This window comes from Massilia sp. KIM (assembly GCF_002007115.1).
In the GTDB taxonomy this organism is placed as follows: Bacteria; Pseudomonadota; Gammaproteobacteria; order Burkholderiales; family Burkholderiaceae_D; genus Telluria.
The window spans coordinates 2,250,091-2,275,923 of sequence record NZ_MVAD01000001.1 but is presented as its reverse complement, the minus strand read 5'-3'; the positions used below and the strand labels follow the sequence as shown (position 1 = coordinate 2,275,923).

Below are 25,833 nucleotides of genomic sequence, written 5' to 3'. Positions count from 1 at the left end.
GACCTGGAGCAGCGTCATGCAGAATCTACTGTTTTTCGTCGACCGCATCAGCACCTGGGTCGGCCAGGCTTTCGCGTGGCTGATCGTGGTGCTGACCTTCCTCATCAGCTGGGAAGTCTTCGCCCGCTACGCCCTGAATGCGCCCAATCCCTGGGCCTTCGACCTGATGATCATGATGTACGGGGCCTCGTTCATGATGGCAGGCGCCTACACGCTGGCCAAGAACGGCCACGTGCGCGGCGACGTGCTGTACAGCTTCTTCCCGCCGCGCCTGCAGGCCGGCCTGGACCTGCTGCTGTACATCGTGTTCTTCATCCCCGGCGTGGTGGCCCTGGTCTGGGCCGGCTACACCTACGCCGCCGAGTCCTTCGCCATCCGCGAGCACTCGACCCTCACCGCCAACGGCCCACCCCTGTACCCCTTCAAGATGGTGATCCCCTTCGCCGGGGCGCTGCTCCTGCTCCAGGGCTTCGCCGAGATCGTGCGCTGCGTGATCTGCCTGCGCCAGGGCGACTGGCCGCCGCGCGAACGCGACGTCGAGGAAGTCGATGTCGACAAGCTGAAGGCCTCGGTCCACCTGGAAGAAGGGAAGGCGCCATGAAAAAGGAAATCTGGTTCGGCCTGTCGATCCTGATCGCCATCGTGATCGGCATCTTCGCCCTGCTGCCGGCGCCGTCGGAGATGACCAACGGCCACCTGGGCCTCCTGATGCTGGCCCTGGTGGTGGTCGCCATCATGCTGGGCTTCCCCACCGCCTTCACCCTGATGGGCATGGGCGTGATGTTCGCCTGGTTCGCCTTCCACAGCGCCGACCCCGACACGGCGGTCCAGCTCACGCTGGACCTGATGGTGCAGCGCGCCTATTCGGTGATGGCGAACGACGTCCTGATCTCGATCCCGCTGTTCATCTTCATGGGCTATTTGGTCGAGCGCGCCAACCTGATCGAGCGCTTGTTCAAGAGCCTGCACCTGGCCATGGCGCGCGTGCCGGGCTCGCTGGCGGTGGCCACCATCATCACCTGCGCGATCTTCGCCACCGCCACCGGCATCGTCGGCGCCGTTGTCACGCTGATGGGCCTGCTGGCCCTGCCGGCCATGCTCAAGGCCGGCTACAGCGTGCGCCTGTCGGCCGGCTCGATCACGGCGGGGGGCTGCCTGGGCATCCTGATTCCGCCCTCGGTGCTGCTGATCGTCTATGGCGCCACGGCCGGGGTCTCGGTGGTCAAGCTCTACGCCGGGGCGCTGTTCCCGGGGATCATGCTGGCCGCGCTCTACGTCGGCTACGTGATCATCGTGGCCAAGCTCAAGCCCTCCGCCGCTCCGCCGCTGTCGGCCGAGGAACGCATCGTCGCGCTGCCGCCCTACACCCGGGCGATCCCGAACGCCTACGCCAAGCCCGCCGTGCCCGGCCTGCTGGCCGCGATCAAGGGCAAGCGCGCGGCCGAGGTGCCGACCCGCACCCTGATGAACAACCTGTTCGTGGCCCTGCTGCCAGCCCTGGTCTTCATCGCCGTGATGGGACTGAGCTACCGCATCGTCACGGCGCCCAGTGCTCCGGCGACGGAACTGGTGGCGATGGACGCCGCCGACAGCTTCGACAGCACCTCCGGCTCCGACAGCGGCGGACTTGAAGAACCGCCGGTCGAAGGCGGCCTGGCAGAACCGCCGGTGGAAGGCGAACTGGCCGAGCCGCCGGTGGAAGGCGGAGTAACCGAGCCGCCGGCAGAGGAGGGCGCTGCTGCGGCGCCTGCCGCGCCGGCTGCGGCGGCCGAGACCGCGCAGCCTGCCGCCCAGTCCGCCCCGGCCGCCGAAGAGCCGGCCGCGCGGCCCGCGTCCAAGACCTTCTGGATCGTGCTGGGCGTGGGCGCGCTGGCGCTGCTGCTGTTCTACGTCTATTTCAGCGTGGCGCGGCTGGAGATCTTCAAGATGCTGCTCGGTTCGCTGTTCCCGCTGGCGCTGCTGATCCTGGCTGTCCTCGGCAGCATCGTGTTCGGGCTGGCCACGCCGACCGAGGCGGCGGCGATGGGGGCGCTGGGCGGCATGATCCTGGCGATCGCCTACCGCCGCTTTAACTACGGCCTGCTGCGCGAATCGGCCCACCTGACCGCCAAGACCAGCGCCATGGTGTGCTGGCTGTTCGTCGGCTCGAGCATCTTCTCGGCCGCCTTCGCGCTGCTGGGCGGGCAGGAGATCATCAACGCCTGGGTGCTGGGGATGGACCTGACGCCGGTGCAGTTCATGATCCTGGCCCAGGTCATCATCTTCCTGCTCGGCTGGCCGCTGGAGTGGACCGAGATCATCGTGATCTTCATGCCGATCTTCGTGCCCCTGCTGGCCCACTTCAACATCGACCCGCTGTTCTTCGGCCTGCTGGTGGCGATGAACCTGCAGACGGCCTTCCTGTCGCCGCCGGTCGCCATGTCGGCCTTCTACCTGAAGGGCGTCTCGCCGCCGCACGTGACCCTGAACCAGATCTTCCTGGGCATGCTGCCCTTCATGGCGATCCAGGTGCTGGGCGTAATCCTGCTGTACACCTTCCCGGCCATCGGGATGTGGCTGCCAGGAGTGCTGTACAAGTAAGCGCAGCAGCCGGCCCGGCGCCCTCTGGGTGCGCCGGGCCGGTATCCGGATGTGGCGATTCTGTTGCTGGGTATTACATTGCACCGCAACATGAGCGATAATAGCGCCCGGAGACAGTATTACAGACCCGATTTCCCATAAAAAACATATCAGGCCGAGCTAGGCCCGGGGATCGCTTTTGTTTTATTGAACGCGCAAAAGAATGAATGACTACCTCCGGTTCTCCTGGAATCGTGCGCCCGCTGTCGCCGCGCCTGAAGTAATGATCAAGCCCCACTCCCTGCTGGACGATGTCTACGGCATCGCCGTCGGCGTCCTGTTCGCCGCCATCGGCATCCTGTTGCTGCAAGTCGCCGGCCTGATCACGGGTGGCGTGGCCGGGATCGCGCTGCTGGTGTCCTATCTCTCGGGCTGGCAGGTCGGCCAGCTCTTCCTGCTCATTAATATCCCGTTCTTCCTGTTCGGCTATTTGTTCATGGGCGCGCGCTTCACGGTCAAGTCGCTGATCGGCAGCGCCCTGATCATGGCGCTCCTGAAGCTGATCCCGAACGGGCTGGTGATCGGCCACATCCACCCGCTGGTGGCGGCCCTGACCGGCGGCACCTTCTGCGGCATGGGCATCCTGGCGCTGGCGCGCCACGGCGCGGGCCTGGGCGGCACCGGTATCCTCACCCTGTGGCTGCAGAAGAAGTACGCCATCAACGCCGGCCGCACCCAGGTGATGATCGACAGCGTGATCATGCTCTGCGCCCTGGGCCTGGTGGAACCCGGCCGGGTCGGCTGGTCGGCCGTCAGCGCGGTGGCCATGAGCAGCATGGTCATGGCCTGGCACCGCGCCGGCCGCTACTACGGCAGCTGATCCGCTCCCGCGCCTCCAAATAAAAACGACGCTGGCCGCTTGCGCCCAGCGTCGTTTTTCGTTCACCCTCGGATCAAGGCTTGGCGCTGGCCGCCGCCACCTTGGCTGCGTCGATCTCCGGTCCCAGCGGATCCTTCTTCGGCTCGGCCTTGCCGTTCTCGGCGAAGTCCATGATCAGGTCGCTCTCCGGCGCATAACGCTTCCAACGCGGCAGCTTGCCGCCGTTCGGGTCGCTCTTCTTGGCGAAATTGACCAGGTAGGCGCTCATCGACTTGCCCATGCCGATGTCCTTCTTCGTGCTCTGCTCGCCGTACTTGATGTCCACCGTGTCGAAGAAATAGGGGATGTCGGTGGCGTGGCGCGCGCCCGGCTGGCCGATCGAATCGGCGACGTAGGAGAAGCGGTAGGCGTACACCGGTACGCCGTGCCTGGACAGGGTCGCGGCCAGGCTGCGCGCGCCCGCGACCATCCAGCCGGTCTTGCCGCCGATGTCGGCGCTGGTGGCGCCGATCATCACCGGCACCTTGTGGAAACGCCCGCCCGCGAAGGCCGCGCCCGACTCCACCGCCAGCTTGCCGTCGGCGAAGGGGCCGAGGTAGGTCGGCGCCGGCGGCATCGCGCGGTTGGCCAAATTCATGCCGTCGACGACCTGTTCGCCGGACAGGGCGCGCAGCTTGTCCAGGGCCTGCGGGTCGTCCGCCGCGATGCCCTTGCTGGCCGCGAAGTTCACGCCGATCTGTTCGACCGCCGCCAGGCCCGGGTCCTGGCTCTTGCCTTCGCCGCCGGACAGCACCACGGCCTTGGCGAACAGGCCCTCGGCCATCGGCGAGGTGAGCAGGGTGTTGACCGACATGCCGCCCGCCGATTCCCCGATGATGGTGACGTTGGCCGGATCGCCCCCGAAGGCCTTGACGTTGCGCTTGACCCATTGCAGGGCCGCGAGCTGGTCCATGAAGCCATAGTTGCCGACCAGGGCGCCGTCGCCGCTTTCCCGGGTGAGCTGCGGGTGGGCGAAGAAGCCGAAGCGGCCCAGGCGGTAGTTGAAGCTCACCACCATCACGCCCTGCTTGGCCAGCGGCGCGCCGGAATAGGTCGGCGGCGAGGAGCCGCCATTGACGAAGCCGCCGCCATAGATCCACACCACCACCGGCAGCTTGGCCGACTTGGCCTTGGCCGGCTTCCAGACGTTCAGGTAGAGGCAGTCTTCCGAGGGGGCGGTGCCGAGCGGGGCGGCGTCGCTGGGGAAGGGCAGCTGCATGCAGTCGGCGCCGTAGCTGGTGGCCTGGCGCACTTCGGTCCAGGCGGCGGCCGGCTGCGGCGCGCGCCAGCGCAGCGCGCCTACCGGCGGGGCGGCAAATGGGATGCCCTTCCAGCTTGCCACGCCGCTCTCGACGCTGCCTTGCACCGGTCCGCTGTCGATACTGACCAGCGCGGACTTGGAAGCCGCCGCGGATGAGGGGGACATGAAGGCGGATGATACCGCTAACACGGCAAGGGAAAGGCGCGGGTTGAACAGCATTGGGTCTCCTGGGAGTTTGTTATAGACAGAGTGAAACTCGGAGGGAAGCGCTCGGCCTGGTGCGGGACGGGCTTCCTCAGCAGATCGATCCTAATCAGCCCTAGGCGAAGCGTCAACGAAAACTTCGGCGACGCGTGGGTCTGGGCGCTTGGCGTCAATTTCGTCAGTTTTGTGTAAGCGAAACGCCAATGTCCCGCCTTTTCGACGCAAAAAATTGATGTATTTGAGCAACTGATGTGATTTTTCGATAGTTTCCATCCTACAATGAGCGTTATCAAATTGTATGTACGCGCTGGGCTGTGTCGACCAGCGCACCACGAAAAACGATCAGGAGACAGGGATGCTGAAGCGAATCGATGCGAGCGAACTCAAGGTGGGGATGGCCATCCACGACCTCGATTGCGGGTGGATGGAGCATCCTTTCATCCGTAGTCGCTTCGTGTTGCGCGACGAGGCGGAAATCCGCAAGATCCGCGACGCCGGCATACGCGGCGTGGTGATCAACTGTCGGCTCGGCCTGGATGTCGAGGATGCCCCGTCGCTCGCGCAGGCCAGCGCCCAGACCGAGGCCGAGGTCCAGTGCGTCGCCGCAGCCGCCGCTCGCGTCCTGCCCCAGCGCGCCAGCCTGGAAGAAGAGCGCGGCCGGGCCACCCATGTCCGCAAGCAGGCGATCGAGCTGGTGCGGAATGTCATGCAGGATGCGCGGCTGGGCAGGGCGGTCGAACTCGATCGCGTGACGCCGGTGGTCGAGAACGTGACCGAATCCATCCTGCGCAACAGCGGCGCCCTGATCGGCCTCTTGCGCATCAAGACCAAGGACGACTACACCTTCCTGCATTCGGTCAGCGTGTGCGCGCTGCTGGTCGCTTTCTGCAGGTCGCGCAAGCTGGACGATGCGACGACGCGCGAGGCCGGCATCGGCGGCCTGCTGCACGACACCGGCAAGGCGCTGGTGCCGGACGCGATCCTGAACAAGCAGGGCCGCCTGACGGACGAGGAATTCGCCATCATCCGTCGGCATCCGCGCGACGGCTATGACATCCTGAAGCAGTCGCCCGAGATCGGCGCGATCCCGCTCGACATCACCCTGCACCATCATGAGCGCATGGACGGCACCGGCTATCCGGAACAGCAGAAGGAGGGCCAGATCAGCGAGCTCGTCCAGATGTCCGCCATCGTCGACGTCTACGATGCGATCACCTCCGACCGCTGCTACCACAAGGGCATGCCGGCGGCCCAGGCGCTGCGCAAGATCTACGAGTGGAGCAAGTTCCACTTCAATCCGGTACTGGCCCAGGAGTTCATGCGCTGCGTCGGCATCTACCCGGTCGGCACCCTGGTGCTGCTCGAATCCGGCCGGCTGGGTGTCGTGGTCGAGCCGCACGAGACGAGCCTGCTCACACCCAAGGTCAAGGTCTTCTTCAATACCCGTAGCCAGTCCTACATCGCTCCGCTCACCGTCGACCTGGCCCGTCCGCTCGGCTACGGCGGCGGCGACAAGATCGTTTCCTACGAATTGCCCGAGAAGTGGAAGGTCGATCCTGCCCGCTTCCTTTCCTGATTGTTTCACCCTTACCCGAATATTCCCCACCTGCTCACACAACGGACTTCCCATGACCATCTCGCACTTATCCATCATCGCCCGGCTACGGCTAGGCTTCGGCATCGTCTTCGCCTCGCTCGCGCTCGTCGCCGGCGTCGGATTGTATGAACTGAACCGCGCCAACAAGGCGCTCGACCGCCTCGCCGAACTGAACCTGGTAAAGATCGAACTGCTGGCGGATATGTCGGATGCGGTGCACACCGTATCGCGGGTGGTCCGTTCGATGGCGCTGCTGCAGGATCGCGAAGCGGCCGAGCGTGAACGCCTCAAGATCGACAAGGCACGCGCCAGCTACGACGAGGCGGCAAGCGCATTGGCCGCCATGCCGCTGGACGCCGCCGGACAGGATTTCGTGCGCCGCATCGAGGAGTCGCGCACGCTGGTGCGCCCGCTGAACGACCGCTTTCTCGCGCTCAGCGCGGCGGGCGACCCGCAGGCGGTGGCTTACCTGCTCGGCACCGTCGGGCCGGCCACGACGCAGTGGCAGGATCTCCTCCATGACTTCATGGATCTGCAGAGGCGCAAGGGCGCCGAGGACGCCGCCGCCGCGCACGCCGCCTACCGCAAGGCGTGGATGCTGATGGGCGGGATCGCCCTGCTTGCCCTGACCGGCGGGACCCTGATCGCCTTGCAGATCTCGCGCTCGATCGGCAGTTCGGTGTCGGCGGCGGTGCAACTGGCGCGGACGGTGGAAGCAGGCGACCTGCGCACCGAGGTGGATGTGCACGGACGCGATCGGAGCGAAACCGGCTCGCTGCTGCGCGCCCTGAACGGGATGTCGGGCGCCCTCAACGGCGTGGTGGGACAGGTGCGCGAAGGCGCCCGCACCCTGGCGGTGTATTCGCAGGAGATCGCCCAGGGCAACCTGGACCTGTCCGGACGCACCGAGGAGCAGGCCAGCGCGCTGGAAGAGACCGCATCCTCGATGGAAGAACTGTCGGCGACCGTCAAGCAGAATGCCGACAATGCCCAGGCCGCCAGCACCATGGCATCGAACGCCGCCTTGATCGCGGAAGAGGGCGGCAAGACCGTGCGCCAGGTGGTCGCCAAGATGGATCACATCGCCAATTCGTCCTCGCGCATCGTCGAGATCACTTCCGTCATCGACGGCATCGCCTTCCAGACCAATATCCTGGCGCTGAATGCGGCGGTGGAAGCAGCGCGTGCCGGCGAACAGGGCCGGGGTTTCGCGGTGGTGGCAGGCGAAGTGCGCACCCTGGCCCAGCGGTCCTCGACGGCAGCCCAGGAGATCAAGGCGCTGATCGACGAATCGGTGCAGGAAATCCGCAGCGGCAGCACGTTGGCGCGTGAAGCCGGCGCGACGATGAACGAGATCGTGCACGGCATCGCCCAGGTATCGCGCCTGATCACCGACATCGCCGCCGCCAGCAAGGAGCAGGCGGTCGGCATCGAGCAGACCTATGGCGCCGTGAGCGAACTCGACCAGATCACCCAGCGCAACGCGGCCCTGGTCGAGGAACTGGCGGCCACCGCGGGCGCGCTCGAGAGCGAGGCGGCCGCGCTGGAGAAGGTGGTGGCGCGCTTCCAGCTCGCCGTCCGTCCCGCAGCGCTCGCCGCGAACACGCGCCTGCTGGCCGCCTGAGGGAATCAGTTCCGCGCGTCGATGTCACCCAACGCCGGCCGGGCGAAGACTTGCCTGAGCCAGTCGACGAAGACCCGCACGCGCGGGGACAGCTGGCGGTTCTGCGGGTAGAGCACCGACACCGGCAGGGAAGGCGGCGGCAGTTCGGGCAGCAGCACCTCGAGCGCTCCCGTGCGCAGTTCGGTCTCGATGCGGTAGCGCGGCACCTGCACGATGCCCAGCCCGGCCAGGGCGCAGGCGGTGTACATGTCGGCGCCGGTCACCGTCACCGCGCCGGGCAGGATCAGTTGGCGCAGCTCGCCCTCGCGCAGGAACTCGAGCGGGTAGGGACGGCCGGTGGCGGAGGAGACGAAGTTGACCGCCTCGTGCCGGTCCAGCTCGTCCAGGCTGCCGGGACGGCCGCGGCGCGCCAGGTAGGCCGGACTGGCGCAGGTCACCTGCTCCAGCTGGGCGAGCTGGAGCGCGATCATCGAGGAATCCTGCAGGTTCCCCACGCGCAGCACGCAATCGATCCCTTCGCGCACCAGATCGACCAGGCGGTCGCCTTCGCTGATCTGCAGTTCCACCGCCGGGTAGCGCGCCAGGAAGTCGGGCAGGGCGGGCGCGAGCACGTAGCGCGCCAGGGTGGCCTGCACGTTCACGCGCAGCAGGCCGGCCGGCGCGGCGCGCGAGAATACGCTTTCCATCTCGGCCAGGTCGCCCAGCAGGCGCACGCAGCGCTCGTAATAGGCCTGGCCGTCGAGCGTGGGCGCGACCACCCGCGTGGTGCGTTCCAGCAGGCGTGCGCCGAGGCGCTGTTCGAGCCGCTTGATGGCGTTGGTGACGGTGGCGCGCGGCAGTTGCAGGTCTTCCGCGGCCAGGGTGAAGCTGCGGCGCTCGACGATGCGCGTGAACACCTGCATCTCCTGGAAACGGTCCATGTGCGCCGTCATATTATTGGTCCAAGAAGAATAGTATGCACTGGGAAGGAAGATTATTTAGCTTGGGATAATAGTTGGGTTTTGTCGGATTCACCATCTGGCGAAGGTCTCTGTATTGACGGGAAAGTACGGAACTGGCATGCAAGACGGATAGCCCTGTGTGAGAATGCGCGAGAGTGTTGCATTCTCGCCAAAAATAGTTGGCCGGAAATAAAAGATTCCGCTGTTCACCATCTAGGCTGAAGCTTTGCAGGTATGATCGGGCCCTTTACCGTCTTTACGATCCCGCATGAAGGGCTTACTCTGCAAATTCCGGCTGTCGAGCCTGATGACGCTCGCCGTCTGCGCCACCGTCGCCCTGACGGTCGCGTTGCAGCTGGTGCTCGTCAATCACTTCGCCGTGCGCCACGCGGAAGAGGAAGCGAAGCTGCGCCTGCAACAGCTGTCCTGGCAGATGCGCGATTCGCTCAACCGCATCATCGAACAAGCGGCTGGCGACGCCCGCCTGCTGGCGGCCTTGCCCCAGGTGACCCAGTCCAATGACCCGCGCTCCACCCGCGTTGTGCTGGATCGACTACAGAGTAATTTCCCAGACTATGCCTGGATCGGCGTCGCCGGCCTCGACGGCAAAGTGCGTGCCTCGACCAAGGGCCTGCTGGAAGGCGCGGACGTGGGCGCCCGCCCATGGTTCCAGGCCGGCCGCTATGGCCTGCGCGCCACCGACTATCATCCTGCGGCCCTGCTCGACAAGCTGCTGCCGCGCGGCGCCGATCCGTGGCGCTTCGTCGACCTGTCCAGCCCGATCCACGACGCCCAGGGCAGGCTGCAGGGCGTGCTGGGCGTGCACCTGAGCTGGCAATGGGCGCGCCAGCATGCGCGCCAGTTGCTGACCCCGGCGCTGCGCGAGTACGGCGCCGAGATCCTGGTGGTGCGCGGCGACGGCGCCGTGCTGCTCGGTCCGCTGGAGCTGGTGGAAAAGAAGATCGATACCGCCAGCCTGCGCCTGGCCCGCCTGGGCGACACCGGCGCGCTGCGCGAGACCTGGCCGGATGGCCGCAACTACCTGACCGGCTACGCCCTGACCGGCGAATCGAGCAATCCGGCGACCTTGCGCTGGGCGGTGCTGGTGCGCCAGACCGAGCACAAGGCCCTGGCCGGGGCGCGCGACCTGCAGCACCGCATGCTGTTGTGGAGCGCCTTGCTGGCGGTGCTGCTGGCCGGCGCCGTGGCGGTGCTGGCGCGCCAGCTGAGCCGCCCGATGGCCCAGCTCGGCCGCGCGATCGAGAAGGCCACCGAAGCCACTGCTGCCGGCCTCGAGCCGCCGCCGATCCCGATCGTGAAAGGCTTCCATGAAGCCTCGATGCTGTCGCGCACGCTGCGCAACCTGGTGCGCAGCGAGTCCGAGAGCCGCCACGCGCTGCTGGCCATGAACGAGCGCCTGGAAACCGCGGTGGCCGAGCGCACCGCCGAACTGCAGGCCCTGCTGCTGCGCGACGTGCTCACCGGCCTGCCCAACCGCCGCGCGCTGCTCGAAGCCCTGCCCGAAGCGATGAGCCGGGCCCAGCGCGTCAGCCGTCCGGCGGCCCTGCTGTTCATCGACATGGACGGCTTCAAGGAGGTCAACGACACCTACGGCCACGAAGAGGGCGACGAGCTGCTGCGCCAGTTCGGCGCGCGCCTGGCCCACACGGTGCGCAAGACCGATATGGTGGCGCGGCTGGCCGGCGACGAGTTCGTGGTGGTGCTGGAGATGCTGGCCGACTCGAGCGATGCCGAGGAGACCGCCCGCAAGCTGCTCGCCCGCGTCGGCGAAGGCTTCACCCTGCGCACCGCCTCGGTGGTGGTCGGCGCCAGCATCGGCGTCGCGATCCACGAGCCGGGCGACCAGCCCGACCTCGACGCCTGGCTGGCGCGCGCCGACCACGCGATGTATGCGGCCAAGCGCTCGGGCAAGAACTGCGCCGCGCTGGCCGCGCTCACCGTGTAGGCTGGCCGCAACGGCTGAGTTGCCAATCTGCAAGTCCGACATGCTACCATGTCGGCATCGCCCTCTCGCGGCCACCCAGCCATGTCCGAAATCAGCCTGCTCATCCAGACTCTGAAGCGCCAGCTCAAGCAGCAGGGCATGACCTATCGCGACGTCGCCGCCGCCCTCGGCCTGTCCGAGCCCAGCGTCAAGCGCCTGTTCGCGACCGAGCAGTTCACCCTGGAGCGGGTGGTCGAGCTGTGCAACCTGCTCGGCTTCACCCTGGCCGAGCTGGCCCAGGAAGCCCAGGACGGCCAGCGCCGGCTGCGCACCCTGAGCGCCGAGCAGGAAGCCGAGCTGGTCTCGAATGCCAAGCTGCTGCTGGTCTCGGTTTGCGCCCTGAACCACTGGAGCATGGAAGAGATGCTGGCGGCCTACACCCTGAGCGAGGCCGAGTGCGTCCAGCACCTGCTGCGCCTGGACCGTCTGCAATTGATCACCCTCTTGCCGGGCAACCGCATCCGCCTGAACGTGGCGCGCGATTTCGACTGGCTGCCGGACGGCCCGATCCGCCGCTACTTCCACGAGCAGGGCATGCCGGATTTCCTGGGCGGCGGCTTCAAGGGGGCGGGGGAGTCGCTCGACTTCACCCACGGCATGCTGACCGAGAGCGCCCAGGCCAAGCTGCGCAACGAGCTGCGCCAGTTGCGCGTGTGCTTCGCCCAATTGCACGAGGAAAGCCTGGCCGCGCCCCTGTCCCAGCGCCGCGGCACGGCCCTGCTGCTGGCGCTGCGCGAATGGGAGCCGGCCGCCTTCGGCGCGCTGCGCCGGCAGCGCGCCTGAAACGGCTTACTTCTTCGGCGCGTCGATCCGGTAGTCCCAGGCCGCCAGGATGTGCTTGGCGCTGCTGCCCGGCAGCGTGTACTGCTGGCTCGCCCCGCTCAGGTTGACCGCCACCCCGACCACGTTGCCGTCCTTTTCGCGGCGGAAGGCGAACACCTTGTCGTTGCCGGTCTCCAGCACCTGCACCCCGCCGCCGTACTGCCCGTTCCACAGCGCCCGGTTGTCGTGCTTGAGCTTGAGCAGGCGTCCATAGAACTCCGCGTGCTGATAGTTGCCCCAGACGATGGGATCCTTCTCGAAGAATTCCAGGCGCTTGCCCATCCCCGATTCCTGGCCGCCATAAATAAGCGGCATGCCGGGCAGGGTGGCGGCCAGCACCGCCATCGCCCTGAAGGCGGGGCCGTAGTGCTCGCTATCGCTGCCGTGCCAGGAGTTCTCGTCGTGGTTGCTGGTGAAGCGCATGCGGTAGGCGTGCTCCGGATAGGCCACCTTGGGCTGGGCGAAGAAGCTCTTGAGGGCGCGGGCGTCGGCCTTGCCCTTGGCGATGTCCTTGAAGATGCCCAGGGTGTCCCAGCCGTAAGTCATGTCGAAGGCCTGGTGCAGCTCGGGCTGCCAGGCTTCGGCCAGCAGGAAGACCGGCTTGATCTTCTCCATCTCGGCGCGCGCCTGGAGCCAGAAGGCGGTCGGCACCTTGGCCGCCACGTCGGCGCGGAAGCCGTCGATGCCCGCCTCGCGCACCCAGAAGACCATGGCATCGCTCATGCCTTTCCACAGGCCCGGCTGCTTCCAGTCCAGGCCGGTCACATCGGTCCAGTATTCCGGTTCCGGCCCGTCGGTGTAGGTGACCGGGTAGATCTCGCCCTTTTCGTTCTTCAGGTACCAGTCGGTGTGCTGGACCGTCCAGGGATGGTCGAAGGCGGTGTGGTTGGCGACCCAATCGATGATCACCCGCATGCCCAGGCCCTGGGCCTGCTTCACCAGGCGCTTGAAGTCGTCCATGCTGCCGAACTCGGGATTGACGGCGGTGTAGTCACGCACCGCGTAATAGCTGCCCAGCGTGCCCTTGCGGTTCTTCTCGCCGATCGGGTGGATCGGCATCAGCCACAGGATGTCTACGCCCATCTTGCGCAGGCGCGGCAGGTGGGCGGCGAAGGCGTTGAAGCTGCCTTCCTTGGTGTATTGGCGAATGTTGACTTCGTAAATGTTCGCATTGCGCGACCATGTTACGTGCTCGGCCGCCGACGCGCTTTGCTGGGCGGATGCTCCGAGGGGAGCGAAGGCGGCGCACAGGGCCAGGCCGAGGATGGACAGGGGGCGGATGTAGCGCATGAGTCTCCTTGTTTTGTTTTTCCAGGTTTGCGACAGCTCATTGTACGGCGACCAACGTCGTGAAAACGCGAAAGTTTTGCCCAGCAGCTTCTCCGGCCGGAGGAAACGGCGTAATCTATCTACTATGTGAGGTATCCGACAGAGCGCTCAGCGAATTCGTTGGAAAGTAGCGTCAGAGAGGGATGACGCCATGAAAATGTCAATCGTCGCATGTGCCGTGCTGAGCAGCAGCGCGGCCTGCGCCGCGGCACAGAGCGATGCCGTCCCATCCGGGACGGCGGGTGCCACGGCGCTCAAGGAATATCGCTGCACCGACCGCTGCGATGAGGGTTCCCGTCCTGCGTCCCGAGCGGCCCAGGGCAGCGACGCGCCGGCCATCTTCACCGTGGAAACGGTGGAGGACCGCGACCTGAACCCCTTCAGCGGAGGCGGCGCGCTCACGATCGGACGCCAGTACACACTCGAGTACATGGCGCTCAACGACGTGGGCGACCCCTTCCAGGGCGGCCTGGCAGGCGCCGCGGCGCCCGACGGCCGGCGCGCCGACGACAGCGTCAACTACCAGGGCCGTTTCGCCGGCCTGACCACCGGCTCTTCCTGGGGCAAGGGCGACATCGACGGTTCGCCTTCCGGCCGCGCCTGGGGCATGTCGGTCGGCCTCTCGGCCGGCCCGCTGACCATCCGCGCCGCCCACCAGAACCGCAACGTGGCCAAGGTCACGCGCATCAATCAGGTCGGCATCAGCATGGCGGCCAAGAATTCCATCGTCGCCGCCAACATGCGCTTCGGCTGGGGCACGGCCTATGCGGCCTACAGCGCCAGCCGCGGCTGGGGCAGCTCGCCGCTCTTCAATCCGGACAACCCTTACGGCGCGGGCATCGCGACCACGCCCTCGACGGACAGCCGCGACGTGCTGGCCGGGGTGGCAATTCCGGTGAGCCATGCGACCACGGTGCTGGCTTCGTTTATCCGCCGCAACGACCGCGACCCGGCCAACCGCGATGCGCGCCAGATCGCCATCGGCGCCAGCTACGCGGTGTCCAAGCGCATGGATTTCTACGCCGCCTATTCGCGCATCCAGCACCTCAATGGCGTGGAGCTGGGCGTACGGCCGGGCAGGGGGCAGGCGATCAACGTGGGCATGCGGCGCGCGTTCTGAGCTGCCGGCGCGCGCGGCCTGCGCTGCGCCGCCCTTGCGACATTTTCAGTAGGCTGTCTCCATGGATTAACGACATTATCGGAGGCATCATGACTGGCGCAAGCACACTCGACCCGGATAACTTTCCTGATCGTCCAGACCGCAGCCTCGGCAAGGGGCATGGCATCGACGCGCTCGGCCCGAGCGACATTTCCGACACCGGCAGCGACGTCGTGGGCGGCCCCGGCTTCGCGGGCAACCTCGATCCGGACCAGGTGCTCGACCTGGACACCGGCACCACTTCCGACCTGGAGCAGAGCCACGCCGGCGACACGGCGGGGCCTGACGTCGGCGATGCCGACTTCTCGGGCGACAGCGACATGGGCGGCACCGGCGAGCGCGCCGCGGCGGGCCGCGACGCGGTGGTCAAGGACGGCGCCGACATCGACACCGACCACATCGAGTCCATCCCCGATCTGCCGCTGACCGAGGAGGACACCGATTTCCTAGCGAGCCAGCCGCCGCGAGAGCGTGAAGGCCGCTAGCAGCGCGCCGCCGCCCACCAGGGCGGTCTTGAGGGCCGTCGAGCGCATGCTGGCCGAGGTGTAGAGGCTGCGCTCGTGGACCCGCTGCGGCATGCCCTGGCGCTGCCGCAGTTCATCTTCCGGATTCGGTTTGTAGAGCGCATCGCGGCGGCCCGGCCGGGTCGGCACGGGCGAGCGCTGCTGCTTGAACATGGTGCCGCGCATGAAGTAGTCGAGCACGCGCGGCATCAGGCGTGCGCCGGCCGAGATGGCCGCCGAGCCGCCGCCCACGAACAGGTCGCGCTTCGGGGTCTGGGCCGCGTGCAGGATGGCTTCGGCCACGATTTCCGGCGCGTAGATCGGCGGGGGCAGGGCGGGTTCCTTGTCCATGTAGTTCCTGGCGTGCACCGCGAACATGGTGTCGATCGCGGCCGGCTTGATCAGGGTGACCGAGAGCGGCGCGCCTTCCTTTTCCAGTTCCATGCGCAGCGAGTCGGTGAAGGCCTTCACCGCGTGCTTGGAGGCCGAGTACATGCCTTGCAGCGGCACGGCGCGGTCCGAGACTTCGCTGCCGATGTTGATGATGGCGCCGCCGCCGCGCGTCTTCATGCGCTTGACCGCTTCCAGCGAGCCGTTCACCACGCCCCAGAAATTGGTCTGGAACAGGCGGTGGTGGTCTTCGGGCGAGATGTCCTCGAGGCGGCCGAAGATCGAGATGCCGGCGTTGTTGACCCAGGTGTCGATGCGGCCGAAGCGCTCGATGCCGGCCTGGCCGATGCGTTCGACATCGCCGGGGACGCCGACGTCGGCGGTCACGGTGGCGACCTCGGCGCCGCGCGCGCGCAGTTCGCCGGCCAGTTCGTCGAGCGCATCGCCGGCGCGGGCGGCCAGCACCAGACGGGCGCCCTGTGCGGCGGCCATGCGGGCGGTGGTCAGGCCGATGCCGCTGGTGGCGCCGGTGATGACCATGACTTGTTCGGGGAGTCTGCGGAGTGTAAGAGGCATGACGTGTTCCTTTCCTTGCTGGGGTTCAGTAAGGACTGCCGCCGGAGATGTGTCCAGGAAAGGCGGCAGGCGACGAGTTGACGAACAGTTCACTTCGTGGCGGGATGGGGGATTTCAAGCTTTTTTTACAATGTGTGTGGGCGATGTGTGCGCGGGGCGAATATCAGCGGCTGCGTGTCTGCTGCGCATTTGTGCCTGCTATGCTTCGGTGTTACCCGCGCGTCGGCGTCAGCTACGCGTCGGTGTCTGCTGCGCAGCTCCCTGCTGCGCTTCGGTGTCTGCTGCTGCGCGTCAGTGTCTATTGCACGTCAGTGTCTGTTGCGCATCGATGCCTGCTGCGCTTCGTGTCTGTTGCGCATCGGCACCTGCTGCGCCTCATTCAGCGACGCCCCCCGAACCGTCATTCCCGCGTAGGCGGGAATCCAAGTTTCTAATCGTTCCCACAAATGCTTGCCGAAGCGGCAGCGCGAGCAAACTTGGATTCCCGCCTGCGCGGGAATGACGGTTTAGGGGCGAACAATGTGATTTGGGGCTAACAATGCGATTAGGGCGGCAACGCGGTGAGGGCGGCAACGCGATGAGGGCGGCAACGCGATGAGGGCTGACAATGCGATTTTGAGCTGTCACTCGGATCTGGGGCTGACAATGCGAGATCCGTTCCCACCAAAGCAAAAGGCGCAGCCACCGGCTGCGCCTTCTTCACACTCCCCGATCCGGAAACTTACTTGCCCGGCTGGTAGATCTGGTCGAACAGCCCACCATCCGCGAAGTGCGCCTTCTGCGCCTGGGTCCAGCCGCCCAGCTCGCTGATCTGGAACAGCTTGATGTTGGGGAACTGGCTCGCGTACTTCTTCGCGAAGCGGTCCACCGCCGGACGGTAGTAGTTCTTGGCGATGATCTCCTGGCCTTCGTCGCTGTACAGGTATTCCAGGTAAGCCTGGGCCACCTTGCGGGTGCCTTTCTTGTCGACGTTCTTGTCGACCACCGTCACCGGCGGCTCGGCCAGGATGGAAATCGAGGGCGCCACGATCTCGAACTTATCCGGACCCAGCTCGCGCAGCGCCAGCAGGGCTTCATTCTCCCAGGCCAGCAGCACGTCGCCGATGCCGCGCTCGACGAAGGTGGTGGTGGCGCCGCGGGCGCCGGAATCGAGCACCGGGACGTTCTTGTACAGCTTGGCCAGGTAGTCGCGTGCGCTGGCCGGCGAGCCGCCCGGCTGGCGCAGCGCGTAGCCATAGGCCGCCAGGTGGTTCCAGCGCGCGCCGCCCGAAGTCTTGGGGTTCGGCGTGATCACCGACACGCCCGGCTTGATCAGGTCGGCCCAGTCGCGGATCTGTTTCGGATTGCCCTTGCGCACCAGGAACACAATGGTCGAGGTGTAGGGCGAGCTGCGGTACTGCAGGCGCTTTTCCCAACCGGGCGCGACCAACCCACGTTCGCTGATAGCATCGATGTCATAGGCCAGCGCCAGGGTCACAACGTCGGCCGGCAGGCCGTCGATCACCGCGCGCGCCTGCTTGCCCGAGCCGCCGTGCGACTGCTTCACCGTCACGTTGTCGCCGGTCTTCGCCTTCCAGTGCTTGGCGAAAGCGGCGTCGAAGTCGTGGTACAGCTCACGCGTCGGATCGTAGGACACGTTCAGCAGGGTGACGTCGGCCGCGAAGGCCGCGGACTGGACCAGCAGCGTCAGCGCTGCCAGCGAGGTGAAAATGGTTTTGCGAAACATTTGTTGTCTTTCGGTGGGTTCGGAAACGCTAGAGTAAGTTCCAGCCCACCGGATGAGAACGAATAGTTTCGGCTAACCTTATGCGGTTTTGTTTTAATGCGCCTTCGACAGGATGAGCAGCCAGCGGCGGAACAAAAGGATTTCCACATGGCCTGGCTCGACGCCGGTGTCGCACTCGATGATCGGGTTCACCGCATAGAAGCGCTTGCGGAAGTCACGGGTGACGAGGATCTCGCGGCGGCCGATGCGGACCATAAAAGGGACAGGGGCATATTCCAGGCCGAAGGAGCTGTTCAGAGTGGTCATGTTGTGTTTCCTTTTATCCGTTTGTTGTTGGAGTGAATGAAGAATAGCACAACTACTGTATAAATCCACAGTTACTGTTCGGGCATACAGTAAAAAATTATTTTTGTGGTTTTTTCGCCAATAGGCCCCATATCGTCCAGCATGCTCAACACACACCATTCCCGCCTGCACCGCTTCGCCGCGGCACGCTTCTCGCCCGAGGGCGAGTTCGGTCTCCACCTCACCGTCGGGGTGTTCATGCTGCTGGCCGCCATGGCCGTGTTCGGTCGCCTGGCCGGCGCGGTGGTCGCCGGCGCGCCGATCACCCAGACCGACCTGGAAGTGGCCAACTGGCTGCACCAGCACGCCCGCCAGGGCGGCCTGTTGCGCGACTTCCTGCTGCTCGTCACCCACATCCACAGCACGCCCGGCATGCTGACACTCACGGCCATCGCCGGCATCTGGCTGTATAAACGGGGACACCGCTACTGGATCCTGGCGCTGCTGGCCTCGGTGCCGGGCGGGATGCTGCTCAACGTCGGCCTCAAGCACACCTTCGAGCGCGCCCGCCCGCATTTCGAGGAACCCATCCTGACCTTGAGCACCTACAGCTTCCCCAGCGGCCACGCGATGGCCTCGACGGTCTTCTACGGCCTGCTGGCCTGCTACGCGGCGCGCTATGCGCGAGGCTGGTGGGGCAGAGTGCTGCCCTTCGTGCTGGCGGGCGCGATGATCTTCACGGTGGCCTTCTCGCGCATGTACCTGGGCGCCCACTACCTGTCCGACGTGCTGGCCGCCTTCGCCGAGGGTTGCGGCTGGCTGGCGATCTGCATTCCGGCCGCCGCCACCCTGAACCGCCGCCGCGCCGCGCGCCAGCGCCGCGAGGAAGGCAGCGCCCCACCGCAAGAAATCTCCAAGGAGCCTTGATGCGTACGCTCGTCCACCTGTCCGACCTGCACTTCGGCCGCGTCGATCCCGCCTTGCTGGCCCCCTTGCGCGAACTGGTGGAGCGCGTCGCCCCCGACGTGCTGGTGGTCTCGGGCGACCTGACCCAACGCGCCAGGCCGGAACAGTTCGAGGAGGCGCGCGCCTTCCTCGACAGCCTGCCCGGACCCCAGATCATCGTGCCGGGCAACCACGACATTTCCCTGTACGACGTGTTCCGCCGTTTCGTGCTGCCCCTGCAGCGCTACAAGCGCTACATCAGCAAGGACCTGGAACCGGTCTACATCGACGAGGAGATCGCCGTGATCGGCGTGAACACGGCGCGTTCGCTGACCATCAAGGACGGCAAGGTGAGCCGCCGCCAGATCGACGGCATCCGCGCGCGCCTGGCCGGCTTGCCGAAGGAACTGACCCGCATCATCGTCACGCACCATCCCTTCGACCTGCCCGAGCATTTCGAGGAACGCGACCTGGTCAACCGGGCGCCGCTGGCGATGCAGGTGTTCGCCGAGACCGGCGTCGACATCCTGATGGCCGGCCACATGCACCACAGCCATGCCGGCAGCACGGCCGAGCGCTACCAGATCAGCGAGTACGCGGCCCTGGTGATCCAGGCCGGCACCGCGACCTCGACCCGCGGGCGCGGCGAAACGAACTCTTTCAACGTGCTACGGGTCGAACAGCAGATGGTCGAGATCGACCGCTACAGCTGGGACACCGTGCGCACGGGCTTTCACATCGTAAATACCGAGAAGTTCATGCGCACCGGCAGTGTTTGGACGCCGCACATCGACGGCATGCTCGCTGCCGGCCTTTAATGATGCGTGGCCGTGCAAAGAACAGCCTAACCTAGCTTCAAACCGTCGTTCCCGACACTGTCGGAAACGACTTCCGGCGAAGGCCTCGGCGGCCCCGCCGGAACCCAAGTTCCAGTATGCAGACGTAACTTCAAAACATCCCGGTCAAATCCAATATTCAGTGAGCCGCGACAGCATTTCGCGCAGGCGGTCGCTCCAGGGACGGTCGCGCCATTGTTCGAGCGTCACTTCCTTGGAGTCGCGCAGGTCTTCGTTGAAGGCCGCCTCCATGTCGCGCCCGAAGGCGGGGTCGAGCACCACCACGTTCACCTCGTAGTTGTGGATGAAGCTGCGGCGATCGATGTTGGCCGAGCCGATGGTCGACCACATGCCGTCGATCACCGCGGTCTTGGCGTGCAGCACCGCCACCTGGAGCTGGTAGATGCGCACCCCGCCCGTCAGCAACTGGTCGTAGAAGGCCTGGCCGGCATACTTGATGAAGTCGTGGTCCGAGACCCCCGGCAGCACCAGCTTGACGTCCACCCCGCGTTTCGCGGCAGCGATGAGGGCGTCTACGGTCTGCTGGTCGGGCACGAAATAGGCCGCGGTGATGTGCACCGACTTTTTCGCCTCGTTGATCGCGAGCAGCAGCGCCTTGTAGATCTCGGAATCGCGGTCGGGCGTGGTGGCCAGCACCCGCACCACCTTGTCGCCCGCCGGGGCCAGGCGCGGGAAGTAGTCGACCTGGGGTAGTTCGCCCGCCTCCTGGCGCACCCAGTTGTCGATGAAGGCGTATTGCAGGGCCGCGACCGCCGGGCCTTCGATGCGAATGTGGGTGTCGCGCCAGCCCACCTTGTTGGCGTCGGCCGTGCTGGCCTTCATGCGCGAGCGGAACAGCGAGCTGTTGGCGTAGGTCTTGCTGATGTTGATGCCGCCGGTGAAGGCTACCTTGCCGTCCACCACCAGGATCTTGCGGTGGTCGCGGTTGTTCAACTGCCACTTGCCGGGCCGCTTGGCCGGGTTCACCGGATTGAAGATCAGGACGTTGATGCCGCCGGCGCGCAGGCGCTCCCAGAACTCGGCCGGCGTGCCCAGGGTGCCGACGCCGTCGGCGATGATGTTCACCACCACGCCCTGGCGCCGCTTCTCGATCAGCAGGTCGGCGAACTGCAGCCCGATCGGGTCCATGTCGAAGATATAGGTCTCGAGGTTGATCGAGGTGGTGGCCGTGCGCGCCGCCTCCATCATGGCGCGGATGGTGGCCGGACCGTCGAACAGCAGCTCGACCTTGTTGCCGGCGATGAGGGGCACGCCGGTCGCTTGCTCCTCCAGCACCGCCAGTTGCTTGAGGTCGGGCGAGGCGTTGGCCCAGCGCTTCTTGAGCAGGGCCGCCGCCTGCTTGGGTTCGAGCATGCCGCGCGGCGTGGCGACGGTCGGGGTGGCTTTGGCGGGCTGTTCCGGGAGCTTCTCGGCGTCGGGCAGGGTCTTGCAGGAGGCGACGACGCAGACGAAGGCGAGGAAGGCGAACCAGGCGGAGAAGCGGGTGGTGTTCATGGCGGTCCCCTAGGGTGCAGGTGGCGGCAGCGGCTGGAATTTCGGGCCGATGAAGAACTCGACCGGCGCGTGCAGGAAGCGCCGGCCGAGGGCGCGCAGCAGCAGGATGCCGCGCTTGAAACGGATCTTGCGGGCGCGCAGGGCGACCCAGAGCGCCAGGCCGAAGCTCACCAGGAGGTTGACGGCCCCGATCAGGAACACGCCCAGCGCGGCATTGCCGAGCTGCTCGCGCGTGAGCTGGTAGTCCAGGCCGACGATGGCGGTGGCGACATTGGCGGTCGAAAAGGTGATGTGGCGGATGTCGAGCGGCAGGCCGAGCAGGTAGCCGATGGTGCCGGTGCTGCCCAGCAGGATGCCGAAGAAGAAATTCCCCATCAGGCCGCCCAGGTTGTTCTCGACGTAGCGCGAGAGCCGGTCCAGGCGCTCCTCGCCCAGCAGGCGGCGCAAGCCGCGCAGCTGGCGCACGCGCTGGCCCATTCGGGTGTAGAGCGCCTTGTTGTCGTAGTAACCCGAGATCAGTCCGGCTACGAACAGCCAGACGCCGGCGATGGCCGCATAGAACACCGCGAGGCTGTGGATGGGATCGACGTCCAGCAGCAGGTGGTGGGCCTTGTCCGGACTGACCAGGTGGGCGCCGGTAAACCAGTACCAGCCCTCGGCCAGGGCCCAGGCCACGGGGAAGGCAAGCAGCACGTTGCCCAGCACCGCCACCAACTGGGTGCGCAGCACCTTGTTGACCAGCTCGGCGAGGCGGTCGACGTCGACCCCGCGCCCGTTTTCCGCCCGGTGCAGCGAGGCGGCGATGCGCTGGGCGGTCATGGCCGGCTGCTTGGTGGCGATGGTGAAATGCAGGACGTGGATCAGCACGAAGCCCAGCGAATAGTTCATGCTGAACAGGAAGGCTTCGACCAGGGGCGCGGTGCGCAGCGAGCCCAGCAAAATCTTGAACATGGCCATGAAGCCGACGATGACGCCGGCCCCGGCCGAGGAGCCCAGCATGCGCCGCAATTCCTTGCGGCTTTCGGCGATGTAATGCTCGCCGGTGCGGCTGGCGTTCTCGGTGACGTTGCGCGCCAGCAGGTCGACGTTATTGCTCAGCAGCCCGCGCAGCTCGTACTTGCGGTTGTGGGCCTCGATCAGTTCCTGGGCCAGGGCAATGGCCGCCAGGCGCTTGTCGCTGACCACAGGCTCGGCCGGGCGCGCCGTGGTGGTCGCCAGGGCGTCGAGGTCGACCGTGGAGGCCGGGGGCAGGGTGCCGCTCAGGTCCACCAGATACAGCAGCTTGTGCAGGCGGTCCAGGCTCTGCTGCAGGGCCACCAGCAGATAGGTCAGGGCGACGCTGGTGCCGTTGGCCAGGGCGCTGCGGCGGATCTTGAGCACCACGTCCTCGCACTGGTCGATCATCACCAGCAGGTGGCGGGCGTCCTCGGGCTGCTCGATATGGCCGTCGAGATAGCGCCCGTACTCGTCGAGGTAGCGGTTGACCTCGATGTTCTGCATCAGGAAGGGCGAATCGAAATCCTCGATCTCCCCATAGCTGTGCACCAGGCGCGGCTCCAGGCCCAGGGCGCAGATGCGGCAGGACAGGGTGCGGATCGCATCCAGCAAACCCATCAGGGTTACGTAGCGGGCGCGGTCGGGCGTCGCATCATGCGGAGGAGGGGCGTCGGCCACCACGTCGAACAATTCCATCCAGTCCGCGTTCGGCACCCGCCGGATCCATTCGTAGTCGTCGTCTCGGTACAGCACCTGGTCGACGGTGTCCGACAGGTAGGTGTCGTCGAGCGCAGGCGGCAGGAAGCGGTAGGTGAGGCGGCGCTTGAATTCCGTGACGAAGCCGTCGTTCGACAGGATGCCGATGTCGCTGTACAGGCTGGTGTGCCGGCGCTGCTCGAGCAGGGTCGTGATGTAGCGGCGCAGGGCCCAGGCCTGGACCGGGTTGCCGCGCAGGAGCTGGGTCAGGGTGCGCACCGCCTGGGCGGGGTCGTCTTCCTCCTGCCAGATCCAGCGCTGGCGCGGCCGCAGGCAGTCGACCAGCTGCACCAGCAGGCCGATATCGCTGCTTTCGGGATCGAGCTGTTCGAGAATCGCGAGCATGGGTGGTTTTCCTTGGATGTCTTCAGTGTACGTGAGGCACACCTTCTGGATAGTTCGGCAACGTACACAGCCGACTGGACGGCTGAGCTTCGAACCCGATACACTGAAGTGTTTTGTTACTACGCGGGAAGAACATGTACCTCACTTATTTCAACGGCCAATGGGCTGAAGGCAACACTCCTTTGTATGGCGCCATGGACCACAGCCTGTGGCTGGGTTCCTCGGTCTTCGACGGCGCGCGTGCGCTGCGCGGCAAGCTGCCGGACCTGCGTCCGCACCTGGAGCGCGTGATCGCCTCCGCCGACAAGCTCGGCCTGCGCTGCCCGCTGAGCGTGGACGAGATGGAAGCCCTGGTGCGCGAGGGCGTGGCCAAATTCCCGGCGGACGCCGAGCTCTACATCCGCCCGCTGGTGTTCGGCACCGAGGGTTTCCTGATCCCGGTGGCCGAAAAGAGCCAGTTCGTGCTGACCCTGTTCGATGCGCCGCTGCCGCCCTTTGCCGGCTTCTCGGCCTGCCTGTCGACCCTGCGCCGCCCGCAGCCGAGCATGGCGCCCACCGACGCCAAGGCCTCGGCCCTGTACGCCAACTCGACCCGCGCCATGCGCGAAGCCAAGGAACGCGGTTTCGACCAGGCGATCATGCTGGATGCGGACGGCAACGTGGCCGAGTTCGCGGCCTCGAACCTGTTCCTGGTCACCCAGGACGGCGAGGTCGTGACGCCTGCGCTGAACGGAACCTTCCTGGCGGGCATCACCCGCGCGCGCGTGATTGCGCTGCTGGCCCAGGAGGGCGTGCAGGTGGTGGAGCGCACGGTCAAGCCGGAAGAGCTGGAATCGGCGCGCGAGATCTTCAGCACCGGCAATTATGGCAAGGTCACGCCCTGCACCCGCTTCGAGGGCCGCTCGCTGGATGCCGGTCCGGTGGCGCGCCGTGCACGCGAGCTCTATCTCGCCTTCACCGAGGCTTCGTAAGCGCTAGCCGCGCAATTCGTCCCGGAGGGCTTGCAGCAGGATCACGGTCTTGGCGTCGCGGATGCCGCCCGCGTCCACCTGCCGTAGGGCCTCCTGGACATCCATCTCGAGGACTTCGATGTCCTCGCCTTCCTCCTTCTCGCCGCCGCCTTCTTCCTTGCGGTCGGCCCTCGAGTATTCGCCCAGGAAGTAGTGCACGCGCTCGGTGAGCGATGCCGGGCTGGCATACAGGGTGAAGAGCTTGCGCAGCTTGCGTGCTTCGACACCGGTTTCTTCCATGAGTTCGACGCGCACGCGCTGCTCCGGCTTGGTGTCGTCCAGCATGCCGGCCGGGACTTCGATGAGAAAGCCCGGTTCGCCGGCCAGGCGGGCGCCGGCGCGGAACTGGCGGGTGAGCAGCACCGTACGGCGCTCGGGATCGTAGAGCAGGACCGCGGCGCCGCTGGCGTTGTCGTAGACCTCGCGGGTCTGGCGCTGCCAGCTGCCGTCCGCGCGCCGCTGTTCGTAGCTGAGTTTCTTCAGGGTGAAGTAGTCGTCGGAAAGAACGTCTTCCCGGATGATGCGTATCGGTTCGTCGTGCATGAAAGCTCCTGTCGTCGAGGCAGGATACAGGCGCGAACCGAATCGGGGCGCGGCAAACAAAAGGGCCGGCGCAAGGCCCAATGCCGTTAAGTTAGCGCCTCCACGTCGTCCCGGCGAAGGCCGGGACCCAATTTTCCATGCGCGTCTGCACACGAGAACTTGGGCCCCGGCCTTCGCCGGGGCGACGGTTTTACGGCTAACTAACCGGCATTATGGCGAAGGCCGGCCTTCACAACGGGGATCCCGTGCGTTCTGCCATCAACCCTGTGCGCGCTCGGCGACGTAGATCTCGACGCGGCGGTTGCGCGCGCGGCCCGAGTTGTCGGTGTTCGAGGCGATCGGCTCGCGCGAGCCGCGGCCTTCGATGGTGATGCGGTTCGGGTTCACGCCACGGCCCGCCAGGTAGTCGCGGGTGCGGGCGGCGCGGTCGACCGACAGCGGCTGGTTGATGTCGTCCGAGCCGGTGCTGTCGGTGTGACCGATGATGGTCACGGTGGTGGCCGGGTTTTCCTGCAGGGTCTGGGCGAAGCGCTGCAGGATGGGCTGGAAGTTCGACTTGATGTCGGAACGGCCGGTATCGAACGAGATGTCGCTCGGGATTTCCAGCTTCAGGCGGTTGTCGGAGGTCTGGCTGACCTGCACGCCGGTGCCGCGGGTCGCCTGTTCCATCTGCTGGCGCTGGGCTTCCATGCGCTTGGACCAGATGTTGCCGATCACGGCGCCGGCCGCACCGCCGATCACCGCGCCGCGGGTGGCGCGACCGCTGCCGCCGCCGCTGGTGGTGGCGCCGATGATTGCACCCAGGCCCGCCCCCACGCCGGCGCCGGTGGCGGTGCCGCGCTGGGTCGGGGACATCTCGGCGCAGCCGGTGGCGGTGAGCACCACGATGGTGGCTGCAATGGCCGATTTGGTCAGTTTGGAATGCATATTATTCTCCTTGATAAAAAAATCCGTTTCATGGTCGCGCCTTTCCAGACACGACCGCAA

The 25,833-nt window shown here is 66.2% G+C and carries 22 protein-coding genes; 12 read left to right on the top strand and 10 right to left on the bottom strand.

The annotated features are described in order from the left end of the window. The first annotated feature begins 16 nt into the window (after window positions 1-16). From B0920_RS09910 to B0920_RS09900, 3 genes are all read left to right on the top strand, one after another. A complete protein-coding gene (locus B0920_RS09910) occupies window positions 17-601 on the top strand; it encodes a TRAP transporter small permease subunit (RefSeq protein WP_078032339.1) in 585 nt (194 codons plus the stop codon). After that, window positions 598-2,580, top strand: a complete 1,983-nt coding sequence (locus B0920_RS09905; RefSeq protein WP_078032338.1) for a TRAP transporter large permease subunit — start codon at window positions 598-600, stop codon at window positions 2,578-2,580. The genes B0920_RS09910 and B0920_RS09905 overlap by 4 nt, the downstream gene beginning before the upstream one ends. A 262-nt stretch (window positions 2,581-2,842) precedes the next feature. After that, complete coding sequence (locus B0920_RS09900; RefSeq protein WP_229455336.1) at window positions 2,843-3,439, top strand: YitT family protein; 597 nt, start codon at window positions 2,843-2,845, stop codon at window positions 3,437-3,439. A gap of 73 nt (window positions 3,440-3,512) precedes the next feature. Here B0920_RS09900 and B0920_RS09895 read toward each other — a convergent pair whose 3' ends face one another. After that, complete coding sequence (locus B0920_RS09895; protein ID WP_229455335.1) at window positions 3,513-4,904, bottom strand: carboxylesterase/lipase family protein; 1,392 nt, start codon at window positions 4,902-4,904, stop codon at window positions 3,513-3,515. Window positions 4,905-5,298: 394 nt separating this feature from the next. Between B0920_RS09895 and B0920_RS09890 the strand changes: the two genes are divergently transcribed. Beyond that, a complete protein-coding gene (locus B0920_RS09890) occupies window positions 5,299-6,519 on the top strand; it encodes an HD-GYP domain-containing protein (RefSeq protein ID WP_078032335.1) in 1,221 nt (406 codons plus the stop codon). Between the two features lie 52 nt (window positions 6,520-6,571). After that, on the top strand, window positions 6,572-8,164 hold the full coding sequence (locus tag B0920_RS09885) for a methyl-accepting chemotaxis protein (protein WP_078032334.1): 1,593 nt from the start codon (window positions 6,572-6,574) through the stop codon (window positions 8,162-8,164). Between the two features lie 5 nt (window positions 8,165-8,169). Here the strand turns inward: B0920_RS09885 and B0920_RS09880 are convergent, their stop codons facing one another. Next, window positions 8,170-9,084 carry a LysR family transcriptional regulator gene (locus B0920_RS09880; protein WP_078032333.1) on the bottom strand — a complete coding sequence of 305 codons (915 nt, stop codon included), beginning with the start codon at window positions 9,082-9,084 and terminating at the stop codon, window positions 8,170-8,172. 289 nt (window positions 9,085-9,373) lie between these two features. Here B0920_RS09880 and B0920_RS09875 point away from each other — a divergent pair, with 289 nt between their 5' ends. Next, on the top strand, window positions 9,374-11,071 hold the full coding sequence (locus B0920_RS09875) for a diguanylate cyclase domain-containing protein (protein WP_078032332.1): 1,698 nt from the start codon (window positions 9,374-9,376) through the stop codon (window positions 11,069-11,071). An 81-nt stretch (window positions 11,072-11,152) separates the two neighbouring features. After that, window positions 11,153-11,893, top strand: a complete 741-nt coding sequence (locus B0920_RS09870; protein WP_078032331.1) for a helix-turn-helix transcriptional regulator — start codon at window positions 11,153-11,155, stop codon at window positions 11,891-11,893. 6 nt (window positions 11,894-11,899) lie between these two features. On the opposite strand, the gene B0920_RS09865 is transcribed toward B0920_RS09870, so the two are convergent. Next, on the bottom strand, window positions 11,900-13,222 hold the full coding sequence (locus B0920_RS09865) for an alpha-amylase family glycosyl hydrolase (protein ID WP_078032330.1): 1,323 nt from the start codon (window positions 13,220-13,222) through the stop codon (window positions 11,900-11,902). A gap of 190 nt (window positions 13,223-13,412) precedes the next feature. Here B0920_RS09865 and B0920_RS09860 point away from each other — a divergent pair, with 190 nt between their 5' ends. Both B0920_RS09860 and B0920_RS09855 read left to right on the top strand, forming a co-directional pair. Then, entirely contained in the window at window positions 13,413-14,381 is a 969-nt protein-coding gene (locus B0920_RS09860; RefSeq protein ID WP_078032329.1) for a porin, read from the top strand. Window positions 14,382-14,470: 89 nt separating this feature from the next. Beyond that, the gene (locus B0920_RS09855) at window positions 14,471-14,905 is read left to right on the top strand and encodes a hypothetical protein (RefSeq protein WP_078032328.1); all 435 of its coding nucleotides are present in this window, start codon (window positions 14,471-14,473) and stop codon (window positions 14,903-14,905) included. Here B0920_RS09855 and B0920_RS09850 read toward each other — a convergent pair. From B0920_RS09850 to B0920_RS09840, 3 genes are all read right to left on the bottom strand, one after another. Further along, complete coding sequence (locus B0920_RS09850; RefSeq protein ID WP_078032327.1) at window positions 14,867-15,889, bottom strand: SDR family oxidoreductase; 1,023 nt, start codon at window positions 15,887-15,889, stop codon at window positions 14,867-14,869. The genes B0920_RS09855 and B0920_RS09850 overlap by 39 nt on opposite strands. Window positions 15,890-16,610: 721 nt before the next feature. After that, on the bottom strand, window positions 16,611-17,615 hold the full coding sequence (locus B0920_RS09845) for a sulfate ABC transporter substrate-binding protein (RefSeq protein WP_078032326.1): 1,005 nt from the start codon (window positions 17,613-17,615) through the stop codon (window positions 16,611-16,613). 93 nt (window positions 17,616-17,708) lie between these two features. Beyond that, window positions 17,709-17,921: a hypothetical protein gene (locus tag B0920_RS09840; protein ID WP_078032325.1), complete on the bottom strand. Its 213-nt coding sequence runs from the start codon at window positions 17,919-17,921 to the stop codon at window positions 17,709-17,711. Between the two features lie 141 nt (window positions 17,922-18,062). Here B0920_RS09840 and B0920_RS09835 point away from each other — a divergent pair, with 141 nt between their 5' ends. Both B0920_RS09835 and B0920_RS09830 read left to right on the top strand, forming a co-directional pair. After that, on the top strand, window positions 18,063-18,827 hold the full coding sequence (locus B0920_RS09835) for a phosphatase PAP2 family protein (protein WP_078032324.1): 765 nt from the start codon (window positions 18,063-18,065) through the stop codon (window positions 18,825-18,827). Continuing rightward, complete coding sequence (locus B0920_RS09830) at window positions 18,827-19,663, top strand: metallophosphoesterase (protein ID WP_078032323.1); 837 nt, start codon at window positions 18,827-18,829, stop codon at window positions 19,661-19,663. Before B0920_RS09835 ends, B0920_RS09830 begins: the two co-directional genes overlap by 1 nt. Before the next feature lie 144 nt (window positions 19,664-19,807). Here the strand turns inward: B0920_RS09830 and cls are convergent, their stop codons facing one another. Both cls and B0920_RS09820 read right to left on the bottom strand, forming a co-directional pair. Next, the gene (cls, locus tag B0920_RS09825; RefSeq protein ID WP_078032322.1) at window positions 19,808-21,196 is read right to left on the bottom strand and encodes a cardiolipin synthase; all 1,389 of its coding nucleotides are present in this window, start codon (window positions 21,194-21,196) and stop codon (window positions 19,808-19,810) included. A 9-nt stretch (window positions 21,197-21,205) separates the two neighbouring features. Further along, window positions 21,206-23,293 carry a site-specific recombinase gene (locus tag B0920_RS09820; RefSeq protein ID WP_078032321.1) on the bottom strand — a complete coding sequence of 696 codons (2,088 nt, stop codon included), beginning with the start codon at window positions 23,291-23,293 and terminating at the stop codon, window positions 21,206-21,208. 134 nt (window positions 23,294-23,427) lie between these two features. On the opposite strand from B0920_RS09820, the gene B0920_RS09815 reads away from it, so the two are divergent. Then, window positions 23,428-24,264 carry a branched-chain amino acid aminotransferase gene (locus tag B0920_RS09815; RefSeq protein ID WP_078032320.1) on the top strand — a complete coding sequence of 279 codons (837 nt, stop codon included), beginning with the start codon at window positions 23,428-23,430 and terminating at the stop codon, window positions 24,262-24,264. Window positions 24,265-24,267: 3 nt separating this feature from the next. Here the strand turns inward: B0920_RS09815 and B0920_RS09810 are convergent, their stop codons facing one another. Further along, complete coding sequence (locus B0920_RS09810; protein ID WP_078032319.1) at window positions 24,268-24,846, bottom strand: NUDIX domain-containing protein; 579 nt, start codon at window positions 24,844-24,846, stop codon at window positions 24,268-24,270. Window positions 24,847-25,104: 258 nt separating this feature from the next. Continuing rightward, window positions 25,105-25,773 carry an OmpA family protein gene (locus B0920_RS09805; RefSeq protein ID WP_179119135.1) on the bottom strand — a complete coding sequence of 223 codons (669 nt, stop codon included), beginning with the start codon at window positions 25,771-25,773 and terminating at the stop codon, window positions 25,105-25,107. Window positions 25,774-25,833: the final 60 nt, after the last annotated feature.

Excerpts from the sequence above, each read along its gene's own strand:
- B0920_RS09835 (WP_078032324.1), top strand. The coding sequence starts at position 18,063 with ATGCTCAACACACACCATTCCCGCCTGCACCGCTTCGCCGCGGCACGC.
- B0920_RS09870 (WP_078032331.1), top strand. The coding sequence starts at position 11,153 with ATGTCCGAAATCAGCCTGCTCATCCAGACTCTGAAGCGCCAGCTCAAG.
- B0920_RS09905 (WP_078032338.1), top strand. The coding sequence starts at position 598 with ATGAAAAAGGAAATCTGGTTCGGCCTGTCGATCCTGATCGCCATCGTG.
- B0920_RS09890 (WP_078032335.1), top strand. The coding sequence starts at position 5,299 with ATGCTGAAGCGAATCGATGCGAGCGAACTCAAGGTGGGGATGGCCATC.
- B0920_RS09885 (WP_078032334.1), top strand. The coding sequence starts at position 6,572 with ATGACCATCTCGCACTTATCCATCATCGCCCGGCTACGGCTAGGCTTC.
- B0920_RS09910 (WP_078032339.1), top strand. The coding sequence starts at position 17 with ATGCAGAATCTACTGTTTTTCGTCGACCGCATCAGCACCTGGGTCGGC.
- B0920_RS09900 (WP_229455336.1), top strand. The coding sequence starts at position 2,843 with ATGATCAAGCCCCACTCCCTGCTGGACGATGTCTACGGCATCGCCGTC.
- B0920_RS09830 (WP_078032323.1), top strand. The coding sequence starts at position 18,827 with ATGCGTACGCTCGTCCACCTGTCCGACCTGCACTTCGGCCGCGTCGAT.
- B0920_RS09845 (WP_078032326.1), bottom strand. The coding sequence starts at position 17,615 with ATGTTTCGCAAAACCATTTTCACCTCGCTGGCAGCGCTGACGCTGCTG.
- B0920_RS09875 (WP_078032332.1), top strand. The coding sequence starts at position 9,374 with ATGAAGGGCTTACTCTGCAAATTCCGGCTGTCGAGCCTGATGACGCTC.
- B0920_RS09895 (WP_229455335.1), bottom strand. The coding sequence starts at position 4,904 with ATGTCCCCCTCATCCGCGGCGGCTTCCAAGTCCGCGCTGGTCAGTATC.
- B0920_RS09865 (WP_078032330.1), bottom strand. The coding sequence starts at position 13,222 with ATGCGCTACATCCGCCCCCTGTCCATCCTCGGCCTGGCCCTGTGCGCC.
- B0920_RS09815 (WP_078032320.1), top strand. The coding sequence starts at position 23,428 with ATGTACCTCACTTATTTCAACGGCCAATGGGCTGAAGGCAACACTCCT.
- B0920_RS09805 (WP_179119135.1), bottom strand. The coding sequence starts at position 25,773 with ATGCATTCCAAACTGACCAAATCGGCCATTGCAGCCACCATCGTGGTG.
- B0920_RS09850 (WP_078032327.1), bottom strand. The coding sequence starts at position 15,889 with ATGCCTCTTACACTCCGCAGACTCCCCGAACAAGTCATGGTCATCACC.
- cls (WP_078032322.1), bottom strand. The coding sequence starts at position 21,196 with ATGAACACCACCCGCTTCTCCGCCTGGTTCGCCTTCCTCGCCTTCGTC.
- B0920_RS09840 (WP_078032325.1), bottom strand. The coding sequence starts at position 17,921 with ATGACCACTCTGAACAGCTCCTTCGGCCTGGAATATGCCCCTGTCCCT.
- B0920_RS09880 (WP_078032333.1), bottom strand. The coding sequence starts at position 9,084 with ATGGACCGTTTCCAGGAGATGCAGGTGTTCACGCGCATCGTCGAGCGC.
- B0920_RS09820 (WP_078032321.1), bottom strand. The coding sequence starts at position 23,293 with ATGCTCGCGATTCTCGAACAGCTCGATCCCGAAAGCAGCGATATCGGC.
- B0920_RS09855 (WP_078032328.1), top strand. The coding sequence starts at position 14,471 with ATGACTGGCGCAAGCACACTCGACCCGGATAACTTTCCTGATCGTCCA.
- B0920_RS09860 (WP_078032329.1), top strand. The coding sequence starts at position 13,413 with ATGAAAATGTCAATCGTCGCATGTGCCGTGCTGAGCAGCAGCGCGGCC.
- B0920_RS09810 (WP_078032319.1), bottom strand. The coding sequence starts at position 24,846 with ATGCACGACGAACCGATACGCATCATCCGGGAAGACGTTCTTTCCGAC.